The sequence below is a fragment of the Nocardia aurantiaca genome (genome assembly GCF_009708175.1).
GTDB classification, from domain to species: Bacteria; Actinomycetota; Actinomycetes; order Mycobacteriales; family Mycobacteriaceae; genus Nocardia; species Nocardia aurantiaca.
In genome coordinates, this window is record NZ_WMBB01000005.1 from 1 (window position 1) to 26,142 (window position 26,142).

General features: G+C 69.0%; 25 protein-coding genes and 1 pseudogene. 17 read left to right on the forward strand and 9 right to left on the reverse strand.

Going from position 1 to position 26,142, the window contains the following annotated elements; all coding sequences use genetic code 11:
- Both GLP40_RS35050 and GLP40_RS11125 read left to right on the forward strand, forming a co-directional pair.
- Nucleotides 1-142 (forward strand): annotated as a pseudogene (locus GLP40_RS35050) (DUF222 domain-containing protein); the annotation flags it as partial.
- Between the two features lie 216 nt (nucleotides 143-358).
- Nucleotides 359-721, forward strand: a complete 363-nt coding sequence (locus GLP40_RS11125) for a hypothetical protein (protein WP_154787834.1) — start codon at nucleotides 359-361, stop codon at nucleotides 719-721.
- 172 nt (nucleotides 722-893) lie between these two features.
- On the opposite strand, the gene GLP40_RS11130 is transcribed toward GLP40_RS11125, so the two are convergent.
- Together GLP40_RS11130 and GLP40_RS11135 are read right to left on the reverse strand one after the other, a co-directional pair.
- Entirely contained in the window at nucleotides 894-1,994 is a 1,101-nt protein-coding gene (locus GLP40_RS11130) for a hypothetical protein (protein WP_154787835.1), read from the reverse strand.
- Nucleotides 1,995-2,005: 11 nt separating this feature from the next.
- Nucleotides 2,006-3,139 (reverse strand): phosphotransferase family protein, encoded by a 1,134-nt coding sequence (locus tag GLP40_RS11135; RefSeq protein ID WP_230329477.1) that lies wholly within the window; start codon nucleotides 3,137-3,139, stop codon nucleotides 2,006-2,008.
- A gap of 124 nt (nucleotides 3,140-3,263) precedes the next feature.
- Here GLP40_RS11135 and GLP40_RS11140 point away from each other — a divergent pair, with 124 nt between their 5' ends.
- The 5 genes from GLP40_RS11140 (at nucleotide 3,264) to GLP40_RS11160 (ending at nucleotide 9,255) form a co-directional block, all read left to right on the forward strand.
- Nucleotides 3,264-4,754, forward strand: coding sequence for a DoxX family protein (locus GLP40_RS11140; protein ID WP_328290002.1), 1,491 nt, complete (start codon nucleotides 3,264-3,266; stop codon nucleotides 4,752-4,754).
- A 403-nt stretch (nucleotides 4,755-5,157) separates the two neighbouring features.
- Nucleotides 5,158-6,351, forward strand: a complete 1,194-nt coding sequence (gene cobA / locus GLP40_RS11145) for a uroporphyrinogen-III C-methyltransferase (protein ID WP_154788175.1) — start codon at nucleotides 5,158-5,160, stop codon at nucleotides 6,349-6,351.
- Nucleotides 6,352-6,403: 52 nt separating this feature from the next.
- Nucleotides 6,404-7,888, forward strand: a complete 1,485-nt coding sequence (locus GLP40_RS11150) for an MFS transporter (RefSeq protein ID WP_407671573.1) — start codon at nucleotides 6,404-6,406, stop codon at nucleotides 7,886-7,888.
- 87 nt (nucleotides 7,889-7,975) lie between these two features.
- Nucleotides 7,976-8,551 (forward strand): TetR/AcrR family transcriptional regulator, encoded by a 576-nt coding sequence (locus tag GLP40_RS11155; protein ID WP_154787837.1) that lies wholly within the window; start codon nucleotides 7,976-7,978, stop codon nucleotides 8,549-8,551.
- A gap of 74 nt (nucleotides 8,552-8,625) precedes the next feature.
- A complete protein-coding gene (locus GLP40_RS11160; RefSeq protein ID WP_154787838.1) occupies nucleotides 8,626-9,255 on the forward strand; it encodes an HD domain-containing protein in 630 nt (209 codons plus the stop codon).
- A gap of 218 nt (nucleotides 9,256-9,473) precedes the next feature.
- Here GLP40_RS11160 and GLP40_RS11165 read toward each other — a convergent pair whose 3' ends face one another.
- Entirely contained in the window at nucleotides 9,474-9,950 is a 477-nt protein-coding gene (locus tag GLP40_RS11165; RefSeq protein ID WP_328290003.1) for an Lrp/AsnC family transcriptional regulator, read from the reverse strand.
- 84 nt (nucleotides 9,951-10,034) lie between these two features.
- Here GLP40_RS11165 and GLP40_RS11170 point away from each other — a divergent pair, with 84 nt between their 5' ends.
- On the forward strand, nucleotides 10,035-11,177 hold the full coding sequence (locus GLP40_RS11170) for a metallophosphoesterase (protein WP_328290004.1): 1,143 nt from the start codon (nucleotides 10,035-10,037) through the stop codon (nucleotides 11,175-11,177).
- On the opposite strand, the gene GLP40_RS11175 is transcribed toward GLP40_RS11170, so the two are convergent.
- From GLP40_RS11175 to GLP40_RS11185, 3 genes are all read right to left on the reverse strand, one after another.
- Nucleotides 11,150-12,565: an NAD(P)/FAD-dependent oxidoreductase gene (locus GLP40_RS11175; protein WP_154787839.1), complete on the reverse strand. Its 1,416-nt coding sequence runs from the start codon at nucleotides 12,563-12,565 to the stop codon at nucleotides 11,150-11,152. The genes GLP40_RS11170 and GLP40_RS11175 overlap by 28 nt on opposite strands.
- A 420-nt stretch (nucleotides 12,566-12,985) precedes the next feature.
- Nucleotides 12,986-14,350: an aspartate aminotransferase family protein gene (locus GLP40_RS11180; protein WP_154787840.1), complete on the reverse strand. Its 1,365-nt coding sequence runs from the start codon at nucleotides 14,348-14,350 to the stop codon at nucleotides 12,986-12,988.
- A 12-nt stretch (nucleotides 14,351-14,362) separates the two neighbouring features.
- Nucleotides 14,363-15,853, reverse strand: a complete 1,491-nt coding sequence (locus GLP40_RS11185; protein ID WP_154787841.1) for a CoA-acylating methylmalonate-semialdehyde dehydrogenase — start codon at nucleotides 15,851-15,853, stop codon at nucleotides 14,363-14,365.
- Nucleotides 15,854-15,978: 125 nt separating this feature from the next.
- On the opposite strand from GLP40_RS11185, the gene GLP40_RS11190 reads away from it, so the two are divergent.
- From GLP40_RS11190 to GLP40_RS33725, 5 genes are all read left to right on the forward strand, one after another.
- Nucleotides 15,979-17,580, forward strand: coding sequence for a PucR family transcriptional regulator (locus GLP40_RS11190; RefSeq protein WP_154787842.1), 1,602 nt, complete (start codon nucleotides 15,979-15,981; stop codon nucleotides 17,578-17,580).
- A gap of 262 nt (nucleotides 17,581-17,842) precedes the next feature.
- Nucleotides 17,843-19,513 (forward strand): AfsR/SARP family transcriptional regulator, encoded by a 1,671-nt coding sequence (locus tag GLP40_RS11195; protein WP_154787843.1) that lies wholly within the window; start codon nucleotides 17,843-17,845, stop codon nucleotides 19,511-19,513.
- A gap of 114 nt (nucleotides 19,514-19,627) precedes the next feature.
- Nucleotides 19,628-19,804, forward strand: coding sequence for a hypothetical protein (locus tag GLP40_RS11200; protein ID WP_154787844.1), 177 nt, complete (start codon nucleotides 19,628-19,630; stop codon nucleotides 19,802-19,804).
- Nucleotides 19,801-20,544, forward strand: a complete 744-nt coding sequence (locus GLP40_RS11205; RefSeq protein ID WP_154787845.1) for an FAD-dependent monooxygenase — start codon at nucleotides 19,801-19,803, stop codon at nucleotides 20,542-20,544. Before GLP40_RS11200 ends, GLP40_RS11205 begins: the two co-directional genes overlap by 4 nt.
- A gap of 145 nt (nucleotides 20,545-20,689) precedes the next feature.
- A complete protein-coding gene (locus GLP40_RS33725; protein ID WP_196054620.1) occupies nucleotides 20,690-21,262 on the forward strand; it encodes a methyltransferase family protein in 573 nt (190 codons plus the stop codon).
- A gap of 4 nt (nucleotides 21,263-21,266) precedes the next feature.
- Here the strand turns inward: GLP40_RS33725 and GLP40_RS11215 are convergent, their stop codons facing one another.
- Complete coding sequence (locus GLP40_RS11215; protein ID WP_154787847.1) at nucleotides 21,267-22,109, reverse strand: SCO6745 family protein; 843 nt, start codon at nucleotides 22,107-22,109, stop codon at nucleotides 21,267-21,269.
- A gap of 108 nt (nucleotides 22,110-22,217) precedes the next feature.
- Here GLP40_RS11215 and GLP40_RS11220 point away from each other — a divergent pair, with 108 nt between their 5' ends.
- A complete protein-coding gene (locus GLP40_RS11220) occupies nucleotides 22,218-22,667 on the forward strand; it encodes a nucleoside deaminase (RefSeq protein ID WP_154787848.1) in 450 nt (149 codons plus the stop codon).
- Nucleotides 22,664-23,398, forward strand: coding sequence for an NADPH-dependent F420 reductase (locus GLP40_RS11225; RefSeq protein ID WP_230329478.1), 735 nt, complete (start codon nucleotides 22,664-22,666; stop codon nucleotides 23,396-23,398). The genes GLP40_RS11220 and GLP40_RS11225 overlap by 4 nt, the downstream gene beginning before the upstream one ends.
- Before the next feature lie 77 nt (nucleotides 23,399-23,475).
- Here GLP40_RS11225 and GLP40_RS11230 read toward each other — a convergent pair whose 3' ends face one another.
- A complete protein-coding gene (locus tag GLP40_RS11230) occupies nucleotides 23,476-23,835 on the reverse strand; it encodes a DUF4189 domain-containing protein (RefSeq protein ID WP_196054621.1) in 360 nt (119 codons plus the stop codon).
- Nucleotides 23,836-23,964: 129 nt separating this feature from the next.
- Entirely contained in the window at nucleotides 23,965-24,453 is a 489-nt protein-coding gene (locus GLP40_RS11235; RefSeq protein ID WP_154787850.1) for a nuclear transport factor 2 family protein, read from the reverse strand.
- Nucleotides 24,454-24,509: 56 nt separating this feature from the next.
- Between GLP40_RS11235 and GLP40_RS11240 the strand changes: the two genes are divergently transcribed.
- Both GLP40_RS11240 and GLP40_RS11245 read left to right on the forward strand, forming a co-directional pair.
- The gene (locus tag GLP40_RS11240; RefSeq protein ID WP_154787851.1) at nucleotides 24,510-25,583 is read left to right on the forward strand and encodes an NAD(P)H-dependent amine dehydrogenase family protein; all 1,074 of its coding nucleotides are present in this window, start codon (nucleotides 24,510-24,512) and stop codon (nucleotides 25,581-25,583) included.
- Nucleotides 25,580-26,071 (forward strand): carboxymuconolactone decarboxylase family protein, encoded by a 492-nt coding sequence (locus tag GLP40_RS11245; protein ID WP_154787852.1) that lies wholly within the window; start codon nucleotides 25,580-25,582, stop codon nucleotides 26,069-26,071. Before GLP40_RS11240 ends, GLP40_RS11245 begins: the two co-directional genes overlap by 4 nt.
- Nucleotides 26,072-26,142 lie beyond the last annotated feature (71 nt).

Below are 26,142 nucleotides of genomic sequence, written 5' to 3' on the forward strand. Positions count from 1 at the left end.
TCGTGACCGGCGTGATGCCGGGCAGCGGACCCATGATGCGCTGTTCGCGTTGTTGCGGCCGGGTGTGGATCCGGCCGGGCTGGGCAACCACCGGGGTTTGCCGGTGCAGGCGATCCTGACCATGAGCTTGTCGGCAGCGACCATCGGCCCCGGCATCGATGACCACCTTCCTACGGCCACCCCAACATCGGGATGTGAGGATCACCCCCGACAGCGACCCCAGCGCACGGCTTCAAAGGCGAGGGGGCTGGTTGGCGAGCTCGGCCTCCCAAAACCGCCCCTCCCTCCTCCTGGCGTCTTTTATCTTTCGATCTTCGAGTCTTTGTTCTTTCAGCTTTTGTTCTTTATCTTTTGCCTTGTGGCAGCACCCACCCTCACATCCGACCGCTGGCGCATCTTCCTGACGTGGTGGCGTTTCTGGGGCGTCATCGGCTTCTGCCTCTCCTCCTTCCTGTCCTTCCTGGTCATCAGCGACCTACAGGGAGTCCCCGCCTTCTGCGGCTGGCGCCACCCCTGCCCACCGCAGATCATCCTGGGCCTGGGAGCATTCCCCCTCTACGTCTGGGCAGCAGGCGGCGCCATCTCCTGGCAGATCGCCCGTATGGCCTTCCGCCACGGTCTACGCCCCGCACTGGGAATCGTGCTCGGCGCCTTGGTCTTCGTCTCCGGCATGATCCTGAGCCTCTACCTGGTCGCCGACTACTGGTGGCCCAACACCTGACCCGCCCCTCGACCACCCGCCGCAGGCCCGTCATCAGCCGAATCGGCGAACAGATCGGTACCACGCCGATCCGGATAGGCATTGAACTCGGCGATCAAAACGGCCATGGCGGCTTGGAAACGCCGCGGCCCCGCCGACCGGCTGGTATCGGCGGGGCCGCGGCTTCACGCGATCAGGGCGCGACAGACCCCCAATCGGCGAACCCGGTCGGATCGTGGCGACCCATGGTGCCGTGCTCGAACAGGCCCCAGCCCTCGGCGTCGCCGCAGCGCGCCTTGCCGACGTGATCGATGACGCCGAACGGAATGCGCCCGGCCACAGCGGGATCGGTCAGATCGTAGAGGCGGCTCTCGGACCAGTTGCGGCCCTTCCACTGGCCGTGCAGCCAATCCGGGTCGCCGCCGTAGCCGCAGCCGGCATTGAGGGCGATGAAGGTGCCGGCCTCGACCTCCACCTCGAGCGGCTTGCCGTCGGGGGTGATGAGTTCCAGGCGCAGCGCGGTCGGGATGCGGGTGCCGGGCTTGTAGGTGAGATGCACACGCGGCCAGCCCAGCTGCTCGACGCGGCCGTCGCCCCAGATACGGGTCGCGTCATTGAGGGTGCGGAAGCCGTTGGGCTCCTCCTGCACGATGACGATGATGGAGAAGTCGTCGAATTTCAGCGGCACGTAGAGCCACCAGAAGCCCTCCGACGGCTCGTCGGCTGCCCGCCCCGCCGGATCGGAATCGCCGACCGGCCGGATACCCCAGGACCGGTCACGGGTGCCGCACCACACGTTCGGGTCGATGGTGAAGTCGGCGCCGTCGACATTCAGTGTGCCGGACCAGGTTCCGACCTGGGCGAAGCGCTGCGCGTCGATGATGGGCCGGTTCAGTCCGGTGATGATGGTGTGCGGCTGCTCCTGCACGGTCGGGAACGAGCCCTCCCATATCAGGTCGAACGACAGGTCGTCGTGCTCGCACACCACGCGCAGCTTCTGCAGCGGCTCCAGCACCTCGATGCGGTAGCCGCCGACCGCCAGATCCAGCCCGCGCTGCTCCAACGCGTCCGAGAAGCGCACCGCGCGCTGGCTGTCACCACGCCGCACGGTGGCGAAGGCGTCGGTCACGCCGAGGTTCGGGTACACGCCGAACCCGGTGATGAGCATGGTGTCGCCGCCGGTCTCGAGGGCGTTGAAGTAGCTGCGGTCGTAGAAGTTCCGATCGCTGCTCATCACTCGCGCCATGGGCAGCGGGGTCTGATGGATGGGGTATTCGTCCAGCGGACCGATCATGTCCTCGTCTCTCAATCCCAGTCGTAGGTGCCGTCGAGCAGCGCTTCCAGCAGATGCCGGTGCATGACGTAGTCGTCGCGGTCGGCGGTGTCGGTGTCCTCGCCGAAGTGGATCATCCGGCGCTTGATGCGGCCCATGACGATGCCGTGCCGCAGCGCGGCGTAGATCAGGAACCAGTCCATGTCCCGCGGCGCGTGCCCGCTGAACTCCTCGTACAGCTTCTCGACATCGCTGCGCTTGAAGAAGTCGGGCAGGCCGGGCTGGTCGAAGCGGGTGGCGATGTCCTGGAAGAACCGGTGGATCAGGATGGGCCAGGCCACATCCAGTTCGCGCGGGCCGAGTGCGGCCATCTCCCAATCGAGCACGGCGGCCGGGTCGAACTCGTCGAAGATGATATTGCCGGGGCGGGCATCGCCCCAGTTGAGCACCTCGGGTTCGGCCTCGGAGGCCTCCGGCCAGTTCTGCTCCAGCCAGTCGAAGGTGCGCTCCAGCAACGGGATTCGGAACCCGTCGCGGGCCAGCCCCCAGTCGTACCAGTCCTTGTTGGCCTGGAAGTGGCGTCGCAGTGCCGAGCCCTCGCCGTGCAGCATGGGGAATTTCGCGGTGGGGTTCGCAATGGCGTGCACCCGGGCGATGACCTCGACGGTCTTGCGGGTCAACGCGTATCGCTGCTCGGGTGTGGCCTCGAAGAGCCAGCCCAGGAACACATAGGGCGGATTGTCCTCGGGCACACGGCCGTTCACGCGGCGCATGACGATGAACGGCGACCCCAGTATCTTCTCGTCGAGCTCCAACCAGCACAGCTCCGGGACCGGCACCTCGGTGTTCTCGGCGACACCGGCGATGACCGCGTATTGCGTTGCCAGGTCATAGTTCTCGAAGACCGGGAACGAGCTGTCCTCGGGGGCCAGCCGCGCCACGAACGAGCCGCCGGCCGCCTGACCGTGCTCGCTCCATTCCGCGTCGAAAAGCAACGTCGTGCTGGACATGCCGCCCGCCTGCGGCCGGGTTATCGAGGTGACCTTCGGAGGCTGGTCCGCCTGGACCTTGGTGGCCAGCCACAGCGCGAGCTCCTCGGACAATACGTCGAGGTCGCGTTCGCTGACGGTCAGTTGCCGCCGGGTATTGGGATCGGCCGACGTCATGGATCCTCCTGACATTTGAATTGGTGGAAATGTAACTCGTTCTAGTTCGCCTGGTGGCGGTTCCGGGCAAGAAATCCGCCCGTACCGGTGACCGGGATAGTCGCTGGTCACGGCGTCCGGACTCGTGCTGTCACGTAATCCCTCGGGAGTACTTCCGATTAGGCATATTCCGGGTCGGCTCAGGGTCTTCACGGAGGCGCCAGGACGCCGCGGCGTCCTACCGTCGAGATTCCGGATCGATGACGAGGGGATGCGTGGGATGAGCCTGCTGACAGCCGATACCGCAGCCGATCTGGCAGGGAGGGATCCGGGAGTGGTCACCGAGTGGAAACCGGCCACGCGGATTCTGTTTCGCTTCGGCTTCCTGTATTTCAGCCTTTTCTGCCTGCTCTATCCGCAGCCGATCTACGCCTTTCTCGGCGTAATCCATCAATGGCTGCCGGACAATACGCCGATAACGGTGGTGAACGCGTATCGAGAGCCGGTGAAATGGGTCGGGCGCACCGTCTTCGGCGCCGAGGTCGCGCTGAATCCGGAGTCCGGCAGCGGTGATCAGGCCTACCTGTGGGTCATCGTCTTCTGCGTCCTGATGCTCGCCCTCGCCGGCGCCGTGGTCTGGAGCATTCTGGACCGCCGCCGCACCGAATACCGCCGCCTCGCGGGCTGGTTCCTGCTGTTCATCCGGCTGTGCCTGGCCGGGCAGATGCTGGGATACGGCTTCGCCAAATTGATACCCACGCAGATGCCGGTGCCGCCGCTGGACGCGTTGATCCAGCCGCTGGGCGATGTCACCCATCCGGCCATGCTGTGGTTGCAGGTCGGCACCTCGCCGGTCTACGAAATGCTGCTCGGCGCCGCCGAGGTGCTGGGCGGAATCCTGTTGCTGATCCCGCGCGCCACCCTCGCGGGCGTGCTGCTCAGCCTGGTGAGCATGGCGCAGGTCTGGATATTGAACATGACCTTCGACATCCCGGTGAAACTGCTGTCGTTCCACCTCATGCTGCTGTGCCTGGTGCTGCTGGCTCCGGAAGCGCGTCGATTGACCGCGGTCCTGACGGGATCGGCGACCGGGCCCGCGACGACTCCCGAGCCCTTGGACAGTGCCCGTGGTCGCCGGATCGTCGCGATCGCGCAGGTGGCGATGTTGATCTGGTTTCTGATCGGCGAGGTGACGATGAGTGTCAAGGCCTACAACGACTGGGGTCCGGGGCGGCCGAAGTCGGAGCTGTACGGCATCTGGACCGTCACCGAGTTCGTCCGCGACGGACAGCCGGTGCCGCCGCTGGCCACGGATGAAAACCGTTGGCAGCGAATGGTGTTCGACAATCCTCAGATCGCCGCCTATCAGCGCATGGACGACACGGTGACCACCGTCGGCGCGCGGATCGACGGCGCCGCGCACAAGCTGGTGCTGCAATCCGGCGGCGGTCACGCCGAGGGGCCGCAGACGCTGGCCACCTTCACCTTCGAACGCCAGGCCCCCGACCGGCTGGTGCTCACCGGCGACCTGTCCGGCCACCCGGTCGCCATCACTATGCGGCAGGTCGACGAGCGCACGATTCGACTGCGGCAGGGCGGAATTCACTTCATCCAGGATGTCCCGCGGTTCAACTGACCCCGATGCCATCGCTGCTCCGGTTGTCCCACCGTGGATTCGGCGCGAGGAACTCACGATCCCGGAGACGAAGGCCCGCTGGGCATCCGCGCGGCCCAGCGGCGGGCGGCCGGGCGGTGGGGTAGCGGAGGTGGCCGCCGACGCTGGAAGTGCACGAGGGCAGGCGTCGGCGCAGTCCGGCTGGCCCTGAATGTCATTGGCCGCCGGGTTCGCGGTGCGCGATGGCGGCGACGGCGGTGAACTCCCTATCGATCGCTGCGCGGACGCCATGCGATTGTCGTGTACGACGATCCACGCCGTACGCTGAATCCTTGTGCAGAACCCCGCAGCCACCCCCGATGACCAGCCGGTTCCCGAGCCCCGGGTCGAGACCGGTGATCCTAACTACCTCGTCGGCCTCGACCTGAACGGTCGCCGCGTGGTCGTGGTCGGCGGCGGCACGGTGGCGCAACGGCGGCTCGGGCTGCTCATCGCCTCCGGCGCGGATGTGCACGTGATCAGTCGCGAGGTCACGCCCGCGGTCGAAGGCATGGCCACCTCGGGACAGCTGACCCTGGAGTTGCGCGCGTACGCCGACGGCGATCTCGACGGGGCCTGGTACGCCATGGCCTGCACCGACGAACCCGAGACCAATGCGGCCGTGGTCGAGGAGGCCACCCGCCAACGCGTGTTCTGCGTGCGCGCCGACACCGCTCGGCTCGGCACCGCGGTCACCCCGGCGACCGCCCGCTACGACGGCATGACCCTGGGCGTGCTTGCCGGCGGGCAGCACCGTCGCTCGGCCGCGGTGCGCAATGCGCTGCTGGAAGCCCTGCAATCCGGTGTGGTGACCGATGATTCGGCCCCGGTGGCCCCGGGCGTGGCGCTGGTCGGCGGCGGCCCCGGCGACCCGGATCTCATCACCGTGCGCGGCCGACGTCTGCTGGCGCGCGCGAATCTCGTTGTCGCCGACCGGCTCGCGCCGCCGGAACTGCTGGCCGAGCTCGGGCCGGACGTGGAGGTCATCGACGCGGCCAAGATTCCCTACGGCCGGGCCATGGCGCAGGAGGCCATCAATGCCGCGCTCATCGAGGGCGCGAAGGCGGGCAAGTTCGTGGTGCGCCTCAAGGGCGGCGACAACTATGTCTTCGGCCGCGGGTACGAGGAACTCGAAGCCTGCGTCGAGGCCGGGATCCCGGTGACAGTGGTTCCCGGCGTCACGAGCGCGATTTCGGTGCCCGCGCTGGCCGGTATCCCGGTCACCCATCGCGGTGTTACCCACGAATTCGTGGTCGTCAGCGGTCACGTCGCGCCCGACCACCCGGACTCGCTGGTCGACTGGCCCGCGCTGGCGCGGCTGCGCGGCACCATCGTGCTGCTCATGGCGGTCGAGCGCATCGAGAAGTTCGCCGACGCGCTGATGTCGGGCGGCCGCGGGGCCGACACTCCGGTGACCGTCATCCAGGAGGGCAGTCTGCGCACCCAGCGCATCCTGCGCGCCGATCTGGCCGCGGTGGCCGAGCGGGTGCGCACCGAGGGCATCCGCCCGCCGGCCATCATCGTCATCGGCCCGACGGCCGGTTTCACCGCGGGCGCGCCGGACCAGCAGCGCTCCTGACCGTGCGCAATGAGGTCGGTTACGCGGCTACCGCATCTATTACAGTGGGCGGGTGCTCGATAACCCCGCTGCGACGATGCAGTATCCGGTGACCAAGCGGGCGTTCGGTCTCGCCATTCTCGTCTTGAGCGGGCTGCAGCTGATGGTGGTGCTCGACGGCACCGTCATGATCCTGGCGCTGCCGCGACTGCAAGAACAGCTCGGCCTGTCCAGCGCGGGCAGCGCGTGGACGGTCACGGCCTACGGTCTCCCGTTCGCCGGACTCATGCTGCTGGGCGGCCGGCTCGGCGACTCCTTCGGCCGCAAGCGCATGCTCATCCTCGGCGTCGGACTGTTCACCCTGGCCTCGGCGCTGTGCGGCACCGCGCAGAACGAGGCATGGCTGATCGCGGCCCGCGCCCTGCAGGGCACGGGTGCGGCCATTGCCGCGCCGACCGCGTTCGCACTGGTGGCGAGCACCTACGCGCCCGGCCCGGCCCGCAATCAGGCGGTGGCCATCTTCGGGTCCATGGTCGGCGTCGGCTCGGTCGGCGGCCTGGTCATCGGTGGTGCGCTGACCCAGGTGGACTGGCGCTGGATCTTCTGGATCAATGTGCCGATCGGCCTGCTCATCGTGTGGGGTGCGATCTACCAGCTGCGCGACACCGAGCACCACCGGATCTCCCTGGACGTGCGCGGCGCGGTGCTGGGCACGGTGGCGTGCGCGGCCATTGTCTTCGGCGCCACCGAGGGGCCCGCGACGGGCTGGACCAGCCCGGTGATCCTGGGCGCGCTCATCGGCGGCCTGGCGCTGCTGCTGGTGTTCATCTTCGCCGAGCGCGATGTGGAGAACCCGCTGCTGCCGTGGTCGCTGTTCGACAGCCGCGACCGCGTGATCACCTTCGCCGCCATCTTCCTGACCTCCGGCGTGCTCGGCGCGACCACCTTCTTCGTCGCGCAGTTCCTGCAGAACGTGCTGCGCTACAGCCCGTTGCATGCCGGTCTGGCCAGCATTCCGTTCACCCTCGGCGCGGGCGTCGGCACCGCGGTGGCGTCCAAGGCGTGCATGTACGTCCGGGCCCGCTGGCTGCTGCTGGCGGCGGCGGTGGTGCTGGCGGGCGCGCTGTCTTTCGGTTCCACGTTGGACAGTTCGGCCGACTACTTCCCCACGCTGCTGGTCATGATGTCGATCGTGGGCTTCTGCGTCGGCACCGCCATCGTGATCCTGCCGCTGTGTGTGCTGGTCGGTGTGGACATGGCCCACATCGGCCCGCTGTCGGCGGTCGGGCAGATGTTCATGAACATGGGCACGCCGTTCGCGGTCGGCATCCTCAGCCCGGTCGCCCTGTCGCGCACGCTGTCGCTGGGCGGCGTCTCGGGCAAGGTCAGTGAGATGACGCCCGGTCAGATCGACGCGCTGGGCAGCGGGTACACCCTCGTTCTGCTGGTGTGCGCCATCGGAACCGCCGTGATGGGCCTGCTGGCGTTGACGCTGCGGTACACGCCCACGCAGCTGGCCCAGGCGCAGCACGCGCAGGACGAGGCTCAGAAGAACTAGGGCACCCGGGCGACGGCGATCGTCGATTCCGCGAGGGCTGGAATCCGGCACTTGGGTGTCAACAGTTGTTGGCCTACACTTGTGGGCATGACTGTGGAGACGGGTCCGCGGCGGTCGGATGCGACCCGCGCGGCGATTCTGGAGGCGGCGCGCCGCCGTTTCGCCGAGGACGGCTACCGGAAGGCGACCATACGGGCGATCGCGGCCGACGCCGGCATCGACCCCTCGATGGTGATGCGCTACTACGGCAACAAGGATGGATTGTTCGACGCCGCACTGGATGTCGACCTGGAGCTGCCGGATCTCGGTGCGGCCGCGGCGGATTCGCTGGGCACCCTGCTCGCGGCGCGTTTCCTCGAGCTGTGGGAGCAGCCGCCGACCAGCGAGATCCTGCTCACCCTCATGCGGTCGGCGCTCACCGACGAGGCGGTGGTGGAACGCACGCAGCGGATCTTCGCCCAGCAGCTCATGCCGGCGGTGCTGCGATTCGGCGATCCGGTCGACGCGCCCCATCGCGCGGGCCTGATCGCCACGCAAATTCTGGGCCTCGCGCTGTGCCGCTATGTGCTGCGGCTGCCGCCGGTGGTGGCGCTGACCCACGAGCAGATCGTCGCCGACATCGGGCCCACCATTCAACGCTACCTCGCCCTCGGCGACGCTTGATCTTGTGCGCCAGTGGTGAAAGCCACGGCGCCGGAGGGGTTTTCTCCGGACCGAAGTTTCGGCACACTGCCCGAATGGGGAAGAGTGTGGACGCGGACCTGCTGGACCGCTGGACGAAACTGGCCGGATCGCAGGCGCAGGCGGTGGGGGAGGACCTGGTCCGCCGCTACCGCGAGCCGCACCGCCGCTATCACACCGTCGAGCACTTGGCCGCCATGCTGGCCGTCATCGATGACCTCGCCGCCGACGCGGAGGATCTGGACGCGGTCCGCTATGCCGCGTTCTTCCACGACGCGGTCTACGCCATGGACGGCACCGACAACGAGGAGGCGAGCGCGCGATTGGCCGAAACCACGCTGCCCGCACTGGGAGTCGCGGCCGACACCGTGGCCGAGGTGGCGCGGCTGGTCCGGCTGACCGGTGGCCACCACCCGGAGCCCTCGGATCACAATGGCGCGGTGCTGTGCGATGCCGATCTGGCGATCCTGGCGGCCGACGCATCCGCCTACGCCGCCTATGCCGCCGCCGTCCGCGCCGAATACGCCCACGTCCCGGACGAATTGTTCCGCACCGGCCGCGCCGCGGTGCTGCGCGCGCTGGCCGAACAGGGCCGGCTTTTCCGCACCCCGACGGCGCGGGCCCGCTACGAGTCCGCGGCCCGGGCCAACCTCGCCGCCGAACTCGCCACGCTCACAGGCGATTAGGACCCCGCATCGAGATCACCGCGCGCTCGTGCGGCTCGTCGCCCTGGGTCCTCTGCCTCCGGCTGTTGTGAAATCCCTACGGCGCGTGCCGGACTCGCCACCCTCACAGGCGATCAGGAGCCCGCGCCGAGCTCTCTCGCGCACTCGTGCGGCTCTCGGTTCTTCGGTGCTGCCCCCTGCTGCGAATCGCGGCAGTGATCCGAGGTCTTCCCGGTTGGTCAACGCGTACCCCACTTGTAGGTCTGTTTGCGGAGCTTGAGGTAGACCATGATCTCGGCGTGACGGACGCCCGCCAGCGCGCGGATGCGGTTGGACACCAGATCGAGCAGGGCCTCGTCGTCGGGGCAGACCGCCTCGCAGAGGATGTCGTAGCGCCCCGCGCAGATGACCACATAATTGATCTCCTCGATGGCGGCGAGGGTGTCGGCCACCGGCTGCGCTGGGCCGTCCACGGTGATCGCGATCATGGCCTGCCGGAACAGCCCGACCTGGAGGGGATCGGTGACCGCCACGATCTGGATGACCCCGGCGTCGGCCAGCTTCTGCACTCGCTGCCGCACCGCTGCCTCGGAGAGGCCCACGACCTTGCCGATCGACGCGTAGGCCCGCCGCCCGTCCTCCTGAAGCTCGGCGATGATCCGCTTGGAGATGTCGTCGAGGTGTGGGGCTCCCCGGCCGGAGGTCTGGTCGGTCACGTGTGATCATCCTTCCCGAGGGGCACGGTACGTTGGAGAGCACGCCTTCTCCGGCGGCTTTCGGTCCGACAAGGATGATCCCCCGTGAAGTACCTTCCCCGCGCGGTTCTGTTCCTGGCTGTACCCGCGCTGCTGTTCCTGCTCCCGTGGTGGCTGTTGGTGTACACGACCCTGTCCGGGCCGTGGTTCTGGCTCGGCACCGCGGTCGTCCTGCTCGCCTACTTGGCGCTGCCCGCCGGCATGCTGCTCGGGCACGGTCCCCGGCAGTCGGATATCGCGTCCATGGTGGGCGACACATTGCTGGGTGTGGTGTGGGTGGTGTTCACCTGGTCGGTGATCGGCGCGGTGGTGCGAGCGATGCTGGCGGCGGCGGGTGTGGACGATCCGGCGCGCTCGCGCGTGGTGGCCGCCGGTGTGCTCGCGGTGTCGGTCGCCCTGTGCGGGTGGGCGATCTACCAGGCGCGCCGAGTGCCGCGGGTGCGTACGGTCGAGGTGAACATTCCCGGGCTCGGTGCGGGCCTGGACGGGTTCCGGCTGGCGGTCGTCACCGACACCCACTTCGCGGCGCTGGATCGGCTGCGCTGGTCGGAGCGGGTGGTGGACGAGGTCAATGCGCTGCGGCCCGATATCGCCTGTCACGCCGGTGATCTCGCCGATGGGTCGGTCGCGAAGCGCAAGGCGCAGGTGGATCCGCTGGGCAAGGTCGAGTCCGAGTTCGGCCGGTTCTACATCACGGGCAATCACGAGTACTTCGGTGACGCCCCGGGCTGGATCGAGCACATGGCCGGGCTGGGCTGGCGGCCGATGCGCAATGAGCACGAGGTCATCACCCGCAATGGCGACAGTCTCGTGCTCGCGGGCATCGACGATCCCACCGGGCGCGGTCTGCCCGGCCACGGGCCCGATATCACCGCGGCCCTGGCCGGGGCGGATCCGGCGCTTCCGGTGATCCTGCTGGCCCATCAGCCCAGGCAGGTCGCCGATGCCGTGGCCGCCGGTGTGGCCCTGCAGATCTCGGGCCACACCCACGGCGGCCAGATCTGGCCGTTCCACTATCTGGTCCGCCTGGAGCAGCCGGTGGTGGCCGGGCTCAGCCGCCACGGCGAGCGCACCCAGCTCTACACCAGCCGCGGCACCGGCTTCTGGGGTCCGCAGCTGCGGCTGTTCGCGCCCAGCGAGATCACGCTGCTGGTCCTGCGTCAGGAGTCGAAGCCCAATCCGGTGTAGTCGAGGGTCTTCAGCCACAGGTTGCGGCGGCCCTGGTGGGCGTCGGCGCGGGCCAGGGACCAGCGGGTGAGGTGAATTCCCGCCGAGCGCAACGGTTCCGGCGGCAGCGGTAGGGGCCGGGAGCGGACCAGGCGCAGGCGGGTGCGCTCGGTGTCCAGGCCCCACAGCCGGTCGAGCATGACCTCCGCGCCGAAGCGGGTCGCGCCGACGCCCAGCCCGGTGTATCCGGCCGCGTACACCAGCCGGCCCTTGTGGGCAGAGCCGAAGAAGGCGCAGAAACGGCCGCAGGTGTCGATGACCCCGCCCCAGCGATGGGTGAAGCGCAGACCGTCGAGCTGCGGGAAGGTCTGGAAGAAGTGCTGGGCCAGGGTTTCGAAGGTGGCCTCGTTGTATTCCAGGGTCGGGGCGATGCGATTGCCGAAGTGGTAGATCGCGTCGTAGCCGCCGAAGAGTATGCGATTGTCGCTGGTCAGGCGGTAGTAGTGGAACCGGTAGGAGGCGTCGGCCAGTCCCATGCGGGCGCCCCAGCCGATGCTGTCGAGCTGTTCGGCGGTGAGCGGTTCGGTCATGAGCGCGTAGTCGTAGACCGGCACCACGTGGCGGGACACCTTGGGCAGCGGGCCCGCGAAAGCGCTGGTGCACAAGGCGACTCGTGGCGCGCACACCTCGCCGTGCGGGGTGTGCAGGGTCAGCGTGCCACCGGTCGATCTCGAAATGCGTTGCACGGGAGTGCCTTCGAAGATGCGCACCCCGGAGTCCAGGCAGGCGCGCCGCAGGCCCCAGGCCAGCCGGGCCGGATCGAGCATGGCGACGCCGTCGCGGTCCCACCAGCCGCCGAGGTAGGTGGGGGAGTGCACCATGCCCCGCACCTGCCCGGTATCGAGCAATTCGGTGCGGTAGCCGAGGGATTCGGCGGCATCGTGGCTCTCGCGCAGCCACGCCAGCTCGTGGGGCGCGGTGGCCACTTCCATTTCACCGGTGCGCTCGAAGTCGCAGTCGATGCCGTAGTGGAGGATGGCCTTCTCGATGTCGTCGAGGTTGGACCGGCCGAGCCGTTCCAGCTCGTCGATCTCATCCGGAAAGCGCTCGATGCCATTGGACAGGCCGTGGGTGAGGCTAGCGGAGCAGAAGCCGCCATTTCGCCCGGAGGCCGCGTGCCCGCAGAGGCCGGATTCCACCAACGCCACGTCGATGCCGGGATTGCGTTCCTTGGCCAGCAGGGCGGTCCAGAGCCCGCTGTAGCCGCCGCCGATGACGGCCAGGTCGGCGTCGGCGGCGGTGGTGAGGGGGTCGGTGGGGGTCGGCCGCTCGGGCCGGTCGGTCCAGTACGGCGTCGGCGCTGCGTCCACGAGTGCCGACGCCCACGGTTTGCTTCCCTTGGCCGACATGGCCGATCAACTCCTTCTCTCCTGCCGGGAGGTCCGGCCTCCCGGCCCAACGACGGGTGTGTTGGCCTGTGTGCAGATATGCGTGAACCCGGTCCGGGTATGACGAGAACCCGCCGGTCGATCCAGGCATGGATGACCGGCGGGTGCGGTGAGAATCAGCTGGTGGCGGCGCGATCGTCGCAGCGGCGGCGCATGCGCAGCTGCCCGGCGATGTTCATGGCTGCGGCCTGCAGCCTCGGGTCCAACCCGGCGGAGCGGGTTTCCACGGTCACCACCACGAAAGATAGTCAGAATTCGACGTGTGTGGATCGAGGATAACCCACGACAGCGCGGGCGGGCTCCGAAGAGCCCGCCCGCGGGGTGTCGCCGGTGCGGTCCTAACTCAGCGTTTGCTCGAATGCCGAAGTGGCCGTCCCCGATTCACACGGTGTGGCCGTCGGCGACGGTGAGCGCCTGATCCAGAATGGCGAGTCCCTCCTTGGCCTCGGCCTCGGTGATGGTGCAGGGCGGGACCACGTGCAGGCGGTTGAAGTTCACGAACAGCAGCAGTCCGGCGGCCTTGGCGGCGGCGACGGTCTCGGTCATGGCCGGGCTGGTGCCGCCGTAGGGGGCGAGGGGTTCGCGGGTGGCGCGGTCGCGGACCAGTTCCACGGCCCAGAACACGCCCAGGCCACGGACCTCGCCGACGCTCGGATGCCGATCGGCCAGCTCCCGCAGGCCGGGGCCGAGGACGCGCTCGCCCATATCGGCCGCGTTCTCGACGATGCCCTCCTCGCGCATCGCGTTGATGGTCGCGACGGCCGCGGCCGTGGCCAGCGGATGCCCCGAGTAGGTGAGCCCGCCCGGGTAGGCGCGATCGTCGAAGGTGGCCGCGATGTGCGGTGCGATGGCGACGCCACCCAGCGGCACATACCCGGAGTTGACGCCCTTGGCGAAGGTGAGCAGATCCGGCGCCACCTCGAAATGGTCGATGGCGAACCATTTCCCGGTCCGGCCGAAGCCCGCCATCACCTCGTCGGCGATCATCACGATGTCGTACTTGTCGCACAGCGCGCGCACGCCTGCCAGGTAACCGGGCGGCGGCACCATGATTCCGGCCGTGCCCGGCACCGATTCGAGGATGATGGCCGCGATGGTGCTCGGTCCCTCGAACGCGATGGTCTGCTCCAGGTGCTGCAGCGCGCGTTCGGTCTCCTCGACTTCGGTCGTGGCGTGGAACTGCGAGCGGTACAGGAACGGCCCGAAGAAGTGCACGACCCCGGCATTGCCGTGGTCGTTGGGCCAGCGCCGTGGGTCGCCGGTGAGGTTGACCGCGGTCTCGGTGCCGCCGTGATACGACCGGTAGCGCGCGAGCACCTTGTAGCGCCCGGTGTGCAGCCGGGCCATGCGCACCGCGTGCTCGACCGCGTCCGCGCCGCCGTTGGTGAAGAAGATCCGGTTCAGCTCACCGGGAGTGTGCTCGGCGATGAGCCGTGCCGCCTCGGAGCGGGCGTCGTTCACATATCCCGGGCTGACGGTGCACAGGGTGGCCGCCTGCTCCTGGATGGCGGCCACCACCTTCGGATGCTGGTGTCCGATATTGGTGTTCACCATCTGCGAGGAGAAGTCCAGCAGCCGGTTGCCGTCGCCGTCCCACACGTGGCAACCCTGGGCGGCGGTGATGACCATGGGGTGCAGGGACTTCTGGGCGGACCAGGAGTGGAAGACGTGCTTGCGATCCAATTCGTAGGCGCGCGCGGCCCGCTCGCGCGCCGCCTCCGGGGTCAGGCCATTGGGCAGGGTCATCGCGGTATCCGTTCAGTGGTTCTGGGGGAAGCCGAGGTTCAGACCGCCGTGGCTGGGGTCCAGCCAGCGGGTGGTGACGGCCTTGGTGCGGGTGAAGAAGTGCACGCCGTCGGTGCCGTGCACGTGCGAGTCGCCGAACAGGGAGTTCTTCCAGCCTCCGAAACTGTAGTAGGCCATGGGGACCGGAATGGGGACATTGATGCCGACCATGCCGACCTCGACCTCGTTGTGGAAGCGCCGGGCCGCGCCGCCGTCATTGGTGAACAGGGCGGTGCCGTTGCCGTACGGATTGGCGTTGATGAGGGCCAGCGCCTCGTCGTAGCTGTCCACGCGCACCACCGAGAGCACGGGGCCGAAGATCTCGTCGGTGTAGACGCTCATATCGGTGGTGACATGGTCGAGAACGGTCGGGCCGAGCCAGAAGCCGTCGGCCGCGCCGTCGGCGGCCACCGCGCGGCCGTCGAGAACCACTGTCGCGCCGGAGGATTCGCCCGCCGCGATATAGGACGCCACCTTGTCGCGGTGCGCCGCGGTGACCAGCGGGCCCATATCGGCGCCGCGGGCGCCATCGCCGGTGCGAATGGTCTTGGCGCGCTCGGCGATGCGCGAGACCAGGTCGTCGGCGATGGAGCCCACCGCCACCAGCGCGCTGATGGCCATGCAGCGTTCACCGGCCGAGCCGAAGCCGGCGTTCACGGCGGCGTCGGCGGCCAGGTCGAGATCGGCGTCGGGCAGCACCACCATGTGGTTCTTGGCTCCGCCGAGGGCCTGCACGCGCTTGCCGCTCGCGGTGGCGTGCTCGTAGACGTACCTGGCGATCGGGGTGGACCCGACGAATGAAACCGCCTTGATGGCAGGGTTTTCCAGCAGTTCGTCCACCGCGACCTTGTCGCCCTGGACCACATTGAACACGCCGTCGGGCAGCCCGGCCTCCTGCCACAGCTCGGCCAGCCACAGCGAGGAGGAGGGATCCTTCTCGCTCGGCTTGAGCACCACGGTGTTACCGGCCGCGATGGCGACGGGGAAGAACCACATGGGCACCATGGCCGGGAAGTTGAACGGCGAGATGATGGCGACGGGGCCCAAGGGCTGACGGACGGAGAAGATGTCGACCTTGGTGGAGGCGTTCTCGGTGTAGGCACCCTTGAGCAGATGCGGTATGCCGCAGGCGAATTCGACCACCTCCAGACCGCGCGTCACTTCGCCCAGGGCGTCGGCGAGCACCTTGCCGTGCTCGCCGGTGATGATCGCGGCCAGCTCCTGCTTGCGTTCGTTGAGCAGTTCGCGGAAGCGGAACAGCACCTGGGTGCGCTTGGCCAGAGAGGCGTCGCGCCACGCCGGGAAGGCGGCCACGGCCGCCTCGACGACCGTGCGGACATCGGCGGAGGAAGCGAGGGCGACCTGTCCGGTCACCACGCCGGTCGCGGGATTGGTGACCGGTGCGGTCGCCGTGCTGGAACCGGTGGAGGTCTTGCCGTCGAGCCAGTGAGCGATGGTCTGCATGTCTCCTCGATTCCGTGATGCCGCCGGTCCCGCCGCGGATCGTCCGCCCCTACTCTGCGGCATTACCCGCCGGTTGATGCCCGACGTTATGTATGCGGTTTCGAACTTCGTATTACGATTCGTCGATGCTCCTCTCCGTGGGTGACGTGCTGGCCATGCCGGTCGTGCGGGCCGGGCACCCGGTGGTCGTGGGCGGCGGCTCCCTGGATCGGCCGGTGCGGTGGGTGCACGTGAGCGAACTGCCGGATGTGGCGAAACTACTGGTGGGCCGGGAACTGATTCTCACCACCGGACAGGCGCTGGCCGGTAGCGACACGGCCACTGTCGACTATCTGGAAGCGTTGGCCGCGGCCGGGGTGTCGGGGCTGGTCGTCGAATTGGGCACCTACGTGCGGGAATTGCCGCCGGTGGTGGCCGCGACCGCGGACCGGGTTGGTTTGCCGGTGGTGGCGCTGCACCGGGTGGTGCGGTTCGTGGAGATCACCGAGGCGGTGCACCGGGTGATCGTGGCCGATCAGTACGCGGAGCTGGAATTCGCGCGCACCGTGCACGAGACCTTCACCGACCTGAGCGTGCGGCGGGCGTCGCTGGCCGAGATCGTGAAGACCGCCGCCGGAATGCTGGACGCCTCCGTCGTGCTCGAGGACCTTGCGCACCGCGTACTCGCGCTGACGGCGCGGCACACCGGCACCTCGGCCCTGCTCGAGCATTGGGAGGCCGCCTCCCGGCTGTTGCCCGACACCGACCCGGATGTCGTTCCGGTGGGCCCGCATACGCAGCGCTGGGGGCGGCTCATCCTGCGCTCGAGCCGGGTGCCGAATGCCCGGGCCCGCATGGTGCTCGAACGCGCCGCGCAGACGCTGACCCTGCACCGGATGATCGAGCGTGATCGCTTCGGCCTGCACCGGCAGGCGCAGACCGGTCTCGTCGACGACATGGTCAACGGCCGCCTCACCGACGAACGCGACGCGGTGGCGCTGGCGGCCACGCTCGGCCTGGCCCGCCGCGCGCGGTATGTCCCGCTGGCGGTGGAGGTCGCGGCGGAGGCCGAGTCGGATCCGGTGGCGCGGCAACGGCGTACGGCCGCCTTGCTGGACGCGGCGCTGCACGGGGTGGCGCTGGCCAAGGCGACAGCGCTGGCCGCTCCCGATCACGGCAATCGGGTCATCGTCGTGCTGGCCGTCTCGCGCGCCGGCGATCTGGACGCCGCGCTCTCGATGGTCTGCGCGGCCATACTCGCTGAGATCCGCCGCGTCGCGGGCGTGGAACGCGCCGTCATCGGCGTCGGCGGCGAATCGGACTCCCTCCTCGACACCGCCCGCGAGCTCACCCGGGCCGCGCACGTCGCGGAAGTCGCCCTCGCCCTGAATCCTTCGCCTCCGCGCCCGTTCTATCGCAGCGGCGATGTCCGCCTGCGTGGCCTGCTCTCCCTCATTCGCGACGAGCCCGGCGTCCAGCGCTTCGCCGAAACCGAGCTGAGCGCTCTGCTCCGCTACGACATCCGCAATGCCACCGACCTCACCCGCACGCTGCGCCAGTTCCTCGATCTGGCCGGCAACAAAACCGAGCTCGCGAAGCGCCTCACCATCAGCCGCCCCACCCTCTACGACCGCCTCGCCCGCATCGAACGCATCCTCGACGTCGACCTCGACGACGGCGAAACCCGCACCTCCCTCCACACCGCCCTGCTGATCCGCGACCTGGTCGCTGCCCCCGAATCCCGCTGACCGCGGCCCGCGCCGGATCCGCCGACGATAATGCGCGGATGCGGGCATCGGCCCGAGAAGCGCTGTGCACCAGTGCATTCCCGTAAGCGATGGACGAGCGGTGCGCTGTGCCGGAACATCAACCCGTCATCCCCGGCATGCCTGTGGCGGGGATCCTTACCGGCCTGCTCCGACGGGTGCCGGCCGACAGCGCGGGCCGGAATGACCGAGACGGCTCATGTCCATGCGATGGGGATGAGTCTGGTCCGGGCATACTGGCCGCGTGGAGTTCGGGATCGTGGGTCCGATCGAGGCGCGGCGGGCCGATGGGAGCCCGTTTCCGATCGGAGGTCCGCAGGTACGGGCCTTGCTGGCGGCGCTGGCGCTGGACGCGGGGCGCGTGGTAGGGCGGAAGCGGCTGATCGACGAGTTGTATGGGGAACAGCCGCCTGGGGATGCGGGGCATGCGTTGCAGTCGCAGGTGTCACGGCTGCGGCGGGCGTTGCGGAATGGGGTGGGGGAGGGGGAACTCGTCCAATCCGGCGGGGCGGGGTATCGATTGGCGGTCGATCCGGAGGCGGTGGATGCGCTGCGGTTCGGGCGGCTGGCCGCACGGGGACGGAAGGCCGTGCAGGACAAGGACTTCGGGGCGGCGATGACGCTGCTGGAGGAGGCGCTCGGGCTGTGGCGCGGTCCGGCGCTGGCCGATGTGCGGGACGCGCCGTTCGCCCAAGGCCGGGCCGCCCGCCTGACCGAGGCGCGACTGGCCGCCGAGGAGGATCGGGCCGAGGCCGCGCTGGCGGTCGGTGAGCCGCTGGCGGTGGTGGGTTACCTATCGGAACTGGTTGCGGCACAACCGCTTCGGGAGCGTGCCCGTGCTCTGCTGATGCGCGGCCTGTACGCGGCGGGCCGCCAGGCCGAGGCGCTCGAATCCTTCGAGCAGGGGCGGCGGCTGCTCGCCGACGAGCTCGGGGCCGATCCCTCCGCCGAGCTCATGGACGCCCATCTGGCGATCCTGCGCGCGGATGTGGGTGCTGCGGTATCGAATCGGCGGCTGCCGACGCCGCTCACGAGTTTCGTGGGCCGGGATGCCGAGCTCGCCCGGCTGGCGCCGTTGGTCGCCCGGGCCCGGCTGGTGACCCTGACCGGTCCGGGTGGCACCGGGAAGACGCGCCTGGCGCTGGCCGCGGGGAGCCGGGTGCGCGGTGAGGTCTGTTTCGTCGAAATGGCTCCGCTGGTGGACGGCGTGCAGGCCGCGCAGGCGATCGCGAACGCGCTGGGTGGGCGCGATCTGTCGGCGCGTGCGGCCGGTGGCCCGCGCGATACCGAGTCGCGGCTGGTCGTGATGCTCGTCGATCGCCCGCTGCTGCTCATTCTCGACAATTGCGAACACGTCGTCCTCGACGTCGCCCGCCTCGCCCACCGGCTGCTGGTCGCCTGCCCCGGCCTGCGCATTCTCGCCACGAGCCGGGAGGCCCTGCGGGTCACGGGCGAAATGCTCTTCCCGGTCCCGCAATTGCCCACGGCTCCAACCGATTCGGCGCTGGCCGATCAGCTGGCGGCCCCGGCCGTGCGCCTGTTCGCCGAACGCGCCGCCGCGGTTTCGCTCCGGACGCGGGCACCATCGGCCTGGTCGCCCGCATCTGCGCCCGCCTCGACGCGGCCCGGACCAGCTCGAGCACCTGGCCCGCCTCGCCGCCGACCACGACAACCTCCAATCCGCCCTGCGCTGGTCCGCCGCCGCCGACCCCGGTCTCGCTGCCCGCCTGATCGCCGCGCAAGCCTGGTACTGGTGGCTCACCGGCCGCTCCGGCGACGGCCCGGCCGTCGCCAATCTCCTGCTACCCGAACTGAATTCGGACCCGGAGGCTCACATGTCCCGCGCCGAGCGGCGGGTCGTTCTCGACGCCGAGCGGTACGCGGTGTGTGTGGCGGTGGCCGCGCGGGGACGTGATGGTCTCGTGGCCGAGCTGGAACGGGCGGCGGCGGGGGTTGCGGCTCTGGGACGTCCGATGCGGCGACCGCACCTGGTGTTTCTGCTCGCCATCGCGGGTGGGGTACTGCCGGCATGCGCTCGCCCGGTGACGACGAGGTGTTGCGCGGGGATCTGGCGCGAATCCTGTTCGACGCCACCAAGAGCGGCGTCGACTACCGGTTCGGGGACTCCATCGCCGAGCTCATCGAGCACGCCGACGGCGTCGAGGTGCGCTTCCGTCACGCGGCTTCGCAGGTTTCGATCTGGTGATCGGCGCGGACGGCATGCATTCCACGGTGCGCCGCGACATCTTCGGCGCGGAAGAGCGGTTCGCCCGCCATACCGGCATGGCCGCCTGCGTCATCTCGGTGCCGAACTACCTGGACCTCGATCGCTGGGAGCTCATCCACGCCACGCCGGGCAAGGTCGTGCAGGTGTACAGCACCCACCGCTCGGTGGCCAAGGCGCAGTTCCTCTTTCCCGCTCCCGACCAGTTGCTCGACCGCGGGGACATCTCCGCACAGCAGCGGCTGGTCGCCGAGGTCTTCGCCGACGGCGGCTGGGAGGTGGCCAACCTGCTCGGCGCCATGCCGGAGTCGCCGGATTTCTATTTCGACACGGTGAGCCAGATCCACTTGGAGCAGTGGTCGTCCGGGCGCGTCGCGCTGATCGGCGATGCCGCCTACTGCCCGTCGCCGCTGTCCGGGCAGGGCACCAGCATGGCGCTGGTCGGCGCGTACGTGCTGGCCGGTGAACTGCGCGCCGCCGCGGGCGACCACCGCGTCGCCTTCGCCGCCTACCAGGAGCGCATGCGCGAGTACATCGACGAGAACCTGGCCCTGGGCTGGAACAACGCCACCCGGATGGTCGTCGGCGACGCCCGCGCGCTACGCCTGCAGATGACCATGATGCGCATGCTGCGCTGGATGCCGTGGAAGGGCCTGGCCCTGCGCTCGATCATGAAGCCGATCGAGAAGGCCGCCAATGCCATTCGACTCGAGCGGTACTGAGGCGACTCCAGAGGTATCGCGGGCGACTCGAGAGGTACTGCGGGGCACTCAGGGGTCATTCTCCGGGTGGATCCCGGATGTGCGCCCAGAGGGTTGGATGGGAATCTCGACGAATCGGACAGCAAGCGTGGAAGGACAGCCGAACGTGACCATCGCCGTATTCACCACCTGGGTGTGGCTGGCATTCGAAATCGGCCTACGGGTGCGAGATCGGGTGCGCGGCACCGGCTCCACCGCCGGCGACGGCGGCACCCGCCTGATCATCATGCTGTTGGTGGCCGCCGCCATGACCGTGGCCAGCTTCACCGGGATCCTTCTCCCCGCCGACAGCCCCCTGCGCTTCCCGGGCCCCGCGGTGCCGTGGCAGGTCGTCGGCGTCGCGCTCATGTGGCTCGGACTGGCGGTGCGGGTCTGGGCGATCACCGTGCTGGGCAAGCACTTCCGCACCACCGTCGAGGTGGACGCCGATCAGCCGGTCATCAGCCACGGTCCCTACCACTGGGTCCGCCACCCGTCCTACTCGGGCGTCCTGCTGATCACCGTCGGCTTCGGCCTGGCCTCGACCAATGTCCTCTCGCTGCTGCTCACGACGCTCATCCCCGTCTACGCGTTCCTGCGGCGCATCCGCCTCGAGGAGAAGACGCTCGTCGAAACCCTCGGCGCCTCGTACGAGACCTACCGGCTCACGACCAAGCGCCTCGTCCCCGGCGTGTGGTGAGAGCTCAGGCCGGTTCGGCGCCCATCGGATTCGGGTAGGGGACCTCGCCGCTGCGGATCACGGCACGGGCCGCGGGGGTGAGCACCGACAGTGTCTCGACGATGCCCGGGATGCCGCGGTAGGCGGTCATGGCCAGGGCGTCCGTCCGCGCCTCGATGTGCGCGCGCAGCGCCCGCCCGGCCTCGGTGAGGCCGTCGCCGTTGAGGAGGCCGCGGTCGGTGAGCCGCTCTTGCGCTGCCTTCCAATCGGTTTCGCTCCACCCACGATTGTCGCGCCACAGCTGCCCGGGGGTGCCGGTGGAGGCCGAGAACAGCACGTGCGCCTCACAGCCGTCGATACCCTCGCTCAGCAGGCACGCCACGTGCCCATCGCCACGGTGCTCGCGCAGGGCGGTGACGGACTGCCAGAGCGCGTGGACGGAGTCGCCGGAGGTGGGCAGGTCGCGATTGGCGGCGAAGAGCGGGCGGCCCGCCGCGGGAGCGTCGGCGATGGCCCGCTGAAGATGCGGAACGGCCCGCGCGGCAATGGTGGCGATATCGGGCACGACGGCCCGCAGCACCGCCGCCGCGGCGATGGCCCGGGTGGCGATGATCGCCTCCGGTGCGGCGAACCCCCAGGCATCCGGAATGGCTCGCCGGACCATGGCCGGATGGAAGTTGTAGAAGGTGGCCTCCACGACCGACGGGCCGACCGCGCCCAACGGAGCGGAACGGGCCGCGAAGTAACCCATCCAGAAGCCGCGCAGGCCAACGGCTTTGTTGGCGGCGATGCAATCGGCGGCGAAGTAGGTGACGGCATGCAATGGTTCCAGCACGCGCCACACGTCGCGAGCGAGGGAGCTGTCCATGGTCCCACCCTAGCGGCTGAATTTACCGAGCTGAAGCCAGGATCGCGGCGCCGAACGAGATCGTGGTGTCTGCCAGGTCTCCGGGACGGCGGTGGCAGCATGATCGGCATGGTCAATGCACAGGATCTGCTGGTCACCGCCTATGAGGAGGCGCAACTTGGCTTGCGGGAGGGCGGGATTCCCATCGGAGCCGCCCTGTTCGACAGCGCGGGCAATCTACTCGGGCGCGGCCACAACCGCCGCGTGCAGAACGACGACCCCAGTGCGCACGCCGAGACCGAGGCGTTCCGCAAGGCCGGTCGCCGCCGCGACTATCGCGACACCATCATGGTCACCACGCTGTCCCCGTGCTGGTATTGCAGCGGGCTGGTGCGGCAGTTCGGGATCGGCGCGGTCGTCATCGGGGAATCGCGAACCTTCACCGGCGGGCACGACTGGCTCGCGGCGCACGGGGTTTCCGTCACCGTGCTCGACGATCCGGCGTGCGCCGAGATGATGACCCGCTTCATCGCGGCACGGCCCGACCTCTGGAACGAGGACATAGGAGTGGCGGAATGACCCCGAACCGACTCGCGGGAACAAGCCCCGCCGGGGCCGCGTTGGCAGCGAACATGACGACGCTTGGATTGATCGGGAGCGGAAACATCGGCGGCACTCTCGCCCGGCTGGCCGTGGCCGCGGGAATCGATGTGGTGCTGAGCAATTCGCGAGGGCCGGAGACCTTGGCGGAGCTGGTGGCCGAACTGGGGGAGCGGGCCCGGGCCGCGACCCCGGCCGAGGCGGCCGCCGCGGGCGACATCGTGGTGGTCACCGTACCGCTGAAGGCGTATCAGCAGGTCCCGGCCGAGCCGCTGGTCGGCAAGGTGGTCATCGACACCAACAACTACTACCCGGGCCGCGATGGCGATTTCCCCGACCTGGAGGCGGGCGTGGCCACCAGTTCCGAACTGCTGCAACGGCATCTGCCGCGCTCTCGGGTCGTCAAGGCGTTCAACAATATTCTCTTCAAGCACCTGGCCGTACTGGGCCGGCCCGCGGGTGCGGCCGATCGCACCGCGCTGCCCATCGCCGGTGACGACACCGAGGCGAAAACCGTTGCGGCGGAATTGATCAGCGTGCTCGGCTACGACACCGTCGATATCGGCGCGCTCGCCGACAGCTGGCGCACCCAGCCCGACACCCCCGTCTACGGCACGCCCTACGCGGTCGCCGAGCCGTTCTGGGAGCATGAGGCCGCCCCGGCCGACGCCGAGAAGGTTCGCAAGGCGGTCGAGGCCGCCGAGCGCTGAAGTCCACCGAAACGGGTTCCAGCGCAGGGAAGTACGAGCCGGACGCCGGTGTCAGGGCCGCCGTCCGGCTCCGGCGATCAGTCGTTGCAGATGGCCGTGCGCACCAGGTACGAGTCGGAGTACCACTTGGCGGAGTTCTCCGCATCGGCCGGGGTCGCGCCGTAGCCGCCGGTGTACTTGTTCATCGAATCCGAGAAGGCCACCGCGCCACAGCCGGTGAAGGTGGTGACGGTGGAGCAGCTGGCCTTGGCGCACTTGTCGATGGCGGCCTGGCTGGCCGCGCCCTCGGTGTCGTAGTTCCAGGACCAGCCCAGATCGCCGTAGTCGGACACCGCGATCGCGCCCCAGGCGGAGGCGGCCTGTGCCGGGGCCGCGGGCAGCACCGCGGCGGCGGTGGCGAAGGCGAGGCCGGACAGGGCGAACAGAGTCTTGCGCATGTTGTTCCTAGCGTTGGTCGAACCTGATGGCGCACGCATCCCGGTGGGGTGGGGATGCGTGCGCCACTGTCGCAGTCAAGATCGGCCGGATTCGAAAACGCGTTAACCGCCGGGGGATTCGGCGCGTGGTCAGCCCTGCTGCGATTCGGCGGCCGGGGCCCAGCGATTGGCGGTGAGGGCGTACCCGGGCAGCTCGCCGGTCGACATCTTGGACTCGTATATGCGCTGGTAGCCGGTGCTCGCGATGCGCCAGACGCCGTCCTCGCGGCGGTAGGTGTCGTGGTAATAGGCCGCGCCGCGGATCAGCAGGCCGTAGTCGGCCGCGATCACGGTGTCCTCCAGACACCAACTGCCGGAAGCGGTATCGCCGTCCACGGTGATCTCCGGATGGTTGGCGACGTGCACGGTGATGATGTTCCCGCTCAATGCCCCGCGCATGAAGTCCACGATCTGATCGCGGCTGGTGAACTGCGCCGGCAGCCCGCCCGAGGGCGAGCCGTAGGAACCGACGATATCGGCGCAGAGCGTGTCCCCGAACTCGTCCCACTGCTTCAGGTCCAGGGTGCGCAGGTAGCGGTACTTGAGTGCGCGGATCGATTCGAGAGCTGCGAAATCCATACCGCAATGTAGCCGAATCGGACGCTGGCCTACCAAGCATTTGCTACGTTTCCCATATGATTTCCACCCTGGTCTGGGGCACGGGCAATGTGGGCCGCGCCGCCATCCGGGCGGTGGCCGCGCATCCCGGCCTGGAGCTGACCGGCGTGCTGGTCCACAATCCCGCCAAGATCGGTCGCGACGCCGGTGAACTGGCCGGGCTGGACACCGAAGTGGGGATCGCGGCCACCGGCGACATCGACGCCGCGCTCGCGGCCGGGCCCCGGGCCATCGTGTACGCCGCCTCCGGCGACATCCGCCCCGACGACGCCCTCGCCGATATCGAACGCGCCCTCGGCATCGGGGCCGTCGTGGTCACGCCGGCGCTCTACGCGCTCTACGACCACCGCAGCGCCCCGGCCGAAGTTCTCGACCGCGTCTCGGCGGCCATCACGGCCGGCGGCGGCGCGCTGTTCGTCTCCGGAATCGACCCGGGCTGGGGCAACGATGTGCTGCCGCTGCTCATGAGCGGCCTCGGCAGCAGCGTGGATGTGCTGCGCTGCCAGGAGATCTTCGACTACACCACCTACGACCAGCCCGACTCGGTGCGCTACCTCGTCGGCATGGGCCAGCCCATGGACTATCAGCCGCCGATGCTCGCGCCCACCGTCCCGACCATGGTGTGGGGCGGGCAGATTCGGATGATCGCGCGCGGACTCGGGGTGGCGCTCACCGACATCCGCGAGGTCGTGGAGCGCCGCGCCCTCGGCGAGACCGTCGAGACCGAGCGCATGGGCAAGTTCGACGCGGGCACCCAGGGCGCGGTGCGCTTCGAGGTGCAGGGCATCGTCGACGGCAGCCCGCGCATCGTCATCGAACACGTCACCCGCATCCACGCCGGCTGTGCGCCGGACTGGCCACAGCCACCCGGCGGTGCGGGCGCGCACCGCGTCTTGATCGAGGGCCGCCCGCGCATCGAGATCACCGTGCAGGCGACCGACGAGGACGGCAATCACTCCGCGGGCGGAAACGCCACCGCCGTAGGCAGATTGGTGAACGCCATCCCCTGGCTGGCCACCGCCGAACCCGGCCTCTACGACGCCCTCGACGTCCCGCTGCCCTTCGGCACGCTCGGAAGGAACCCGGCATGATCATCGACATCCCCGAGGGCAAGGACCCCATCGGCTACGTGTGGGGCGAAATGGTGCCTGGCATCGGCATCGCCGCCTCCAACCTCTCCCTCGCCGTCTACTCCCACTCCACCCTGGGCCTGCGTGAATTCGAGGCCGCGCGCCTGCGGATCGCCCAGATCAACGGCTGCCTGTTCTGCCTGGACTGGCGCACCGACCGCGATGGCGAGAAGGTCGAGGAGTCCTTCGCGGACGACGTGACCAATTGGCGCGCAACCGAATCCTTCGACGACCGCACCCGCATGGCCGCCGAGTACGCCGAACGGTACGCCCTCGACCACCACAATCTCGATGACGAGTTCTTCGAGCGCATGAAGCGGCTCTACACCGACGCCGAGATCGTCGAACTGTCTATGTGCCTGGGCTCCTGGCTGGCCTTCGGCCGCCTCAACCACGTGCTCGGCCTCGACGCCGTGTGCGTCCTGCCCGGCCATACCACCCATCGGTAGCGCCTGAGGACGTGAAAGCCGTCCGCACGGGCGAAGGAGAGCCGGGATCAGAAGGTATCCGGGAATCCGGG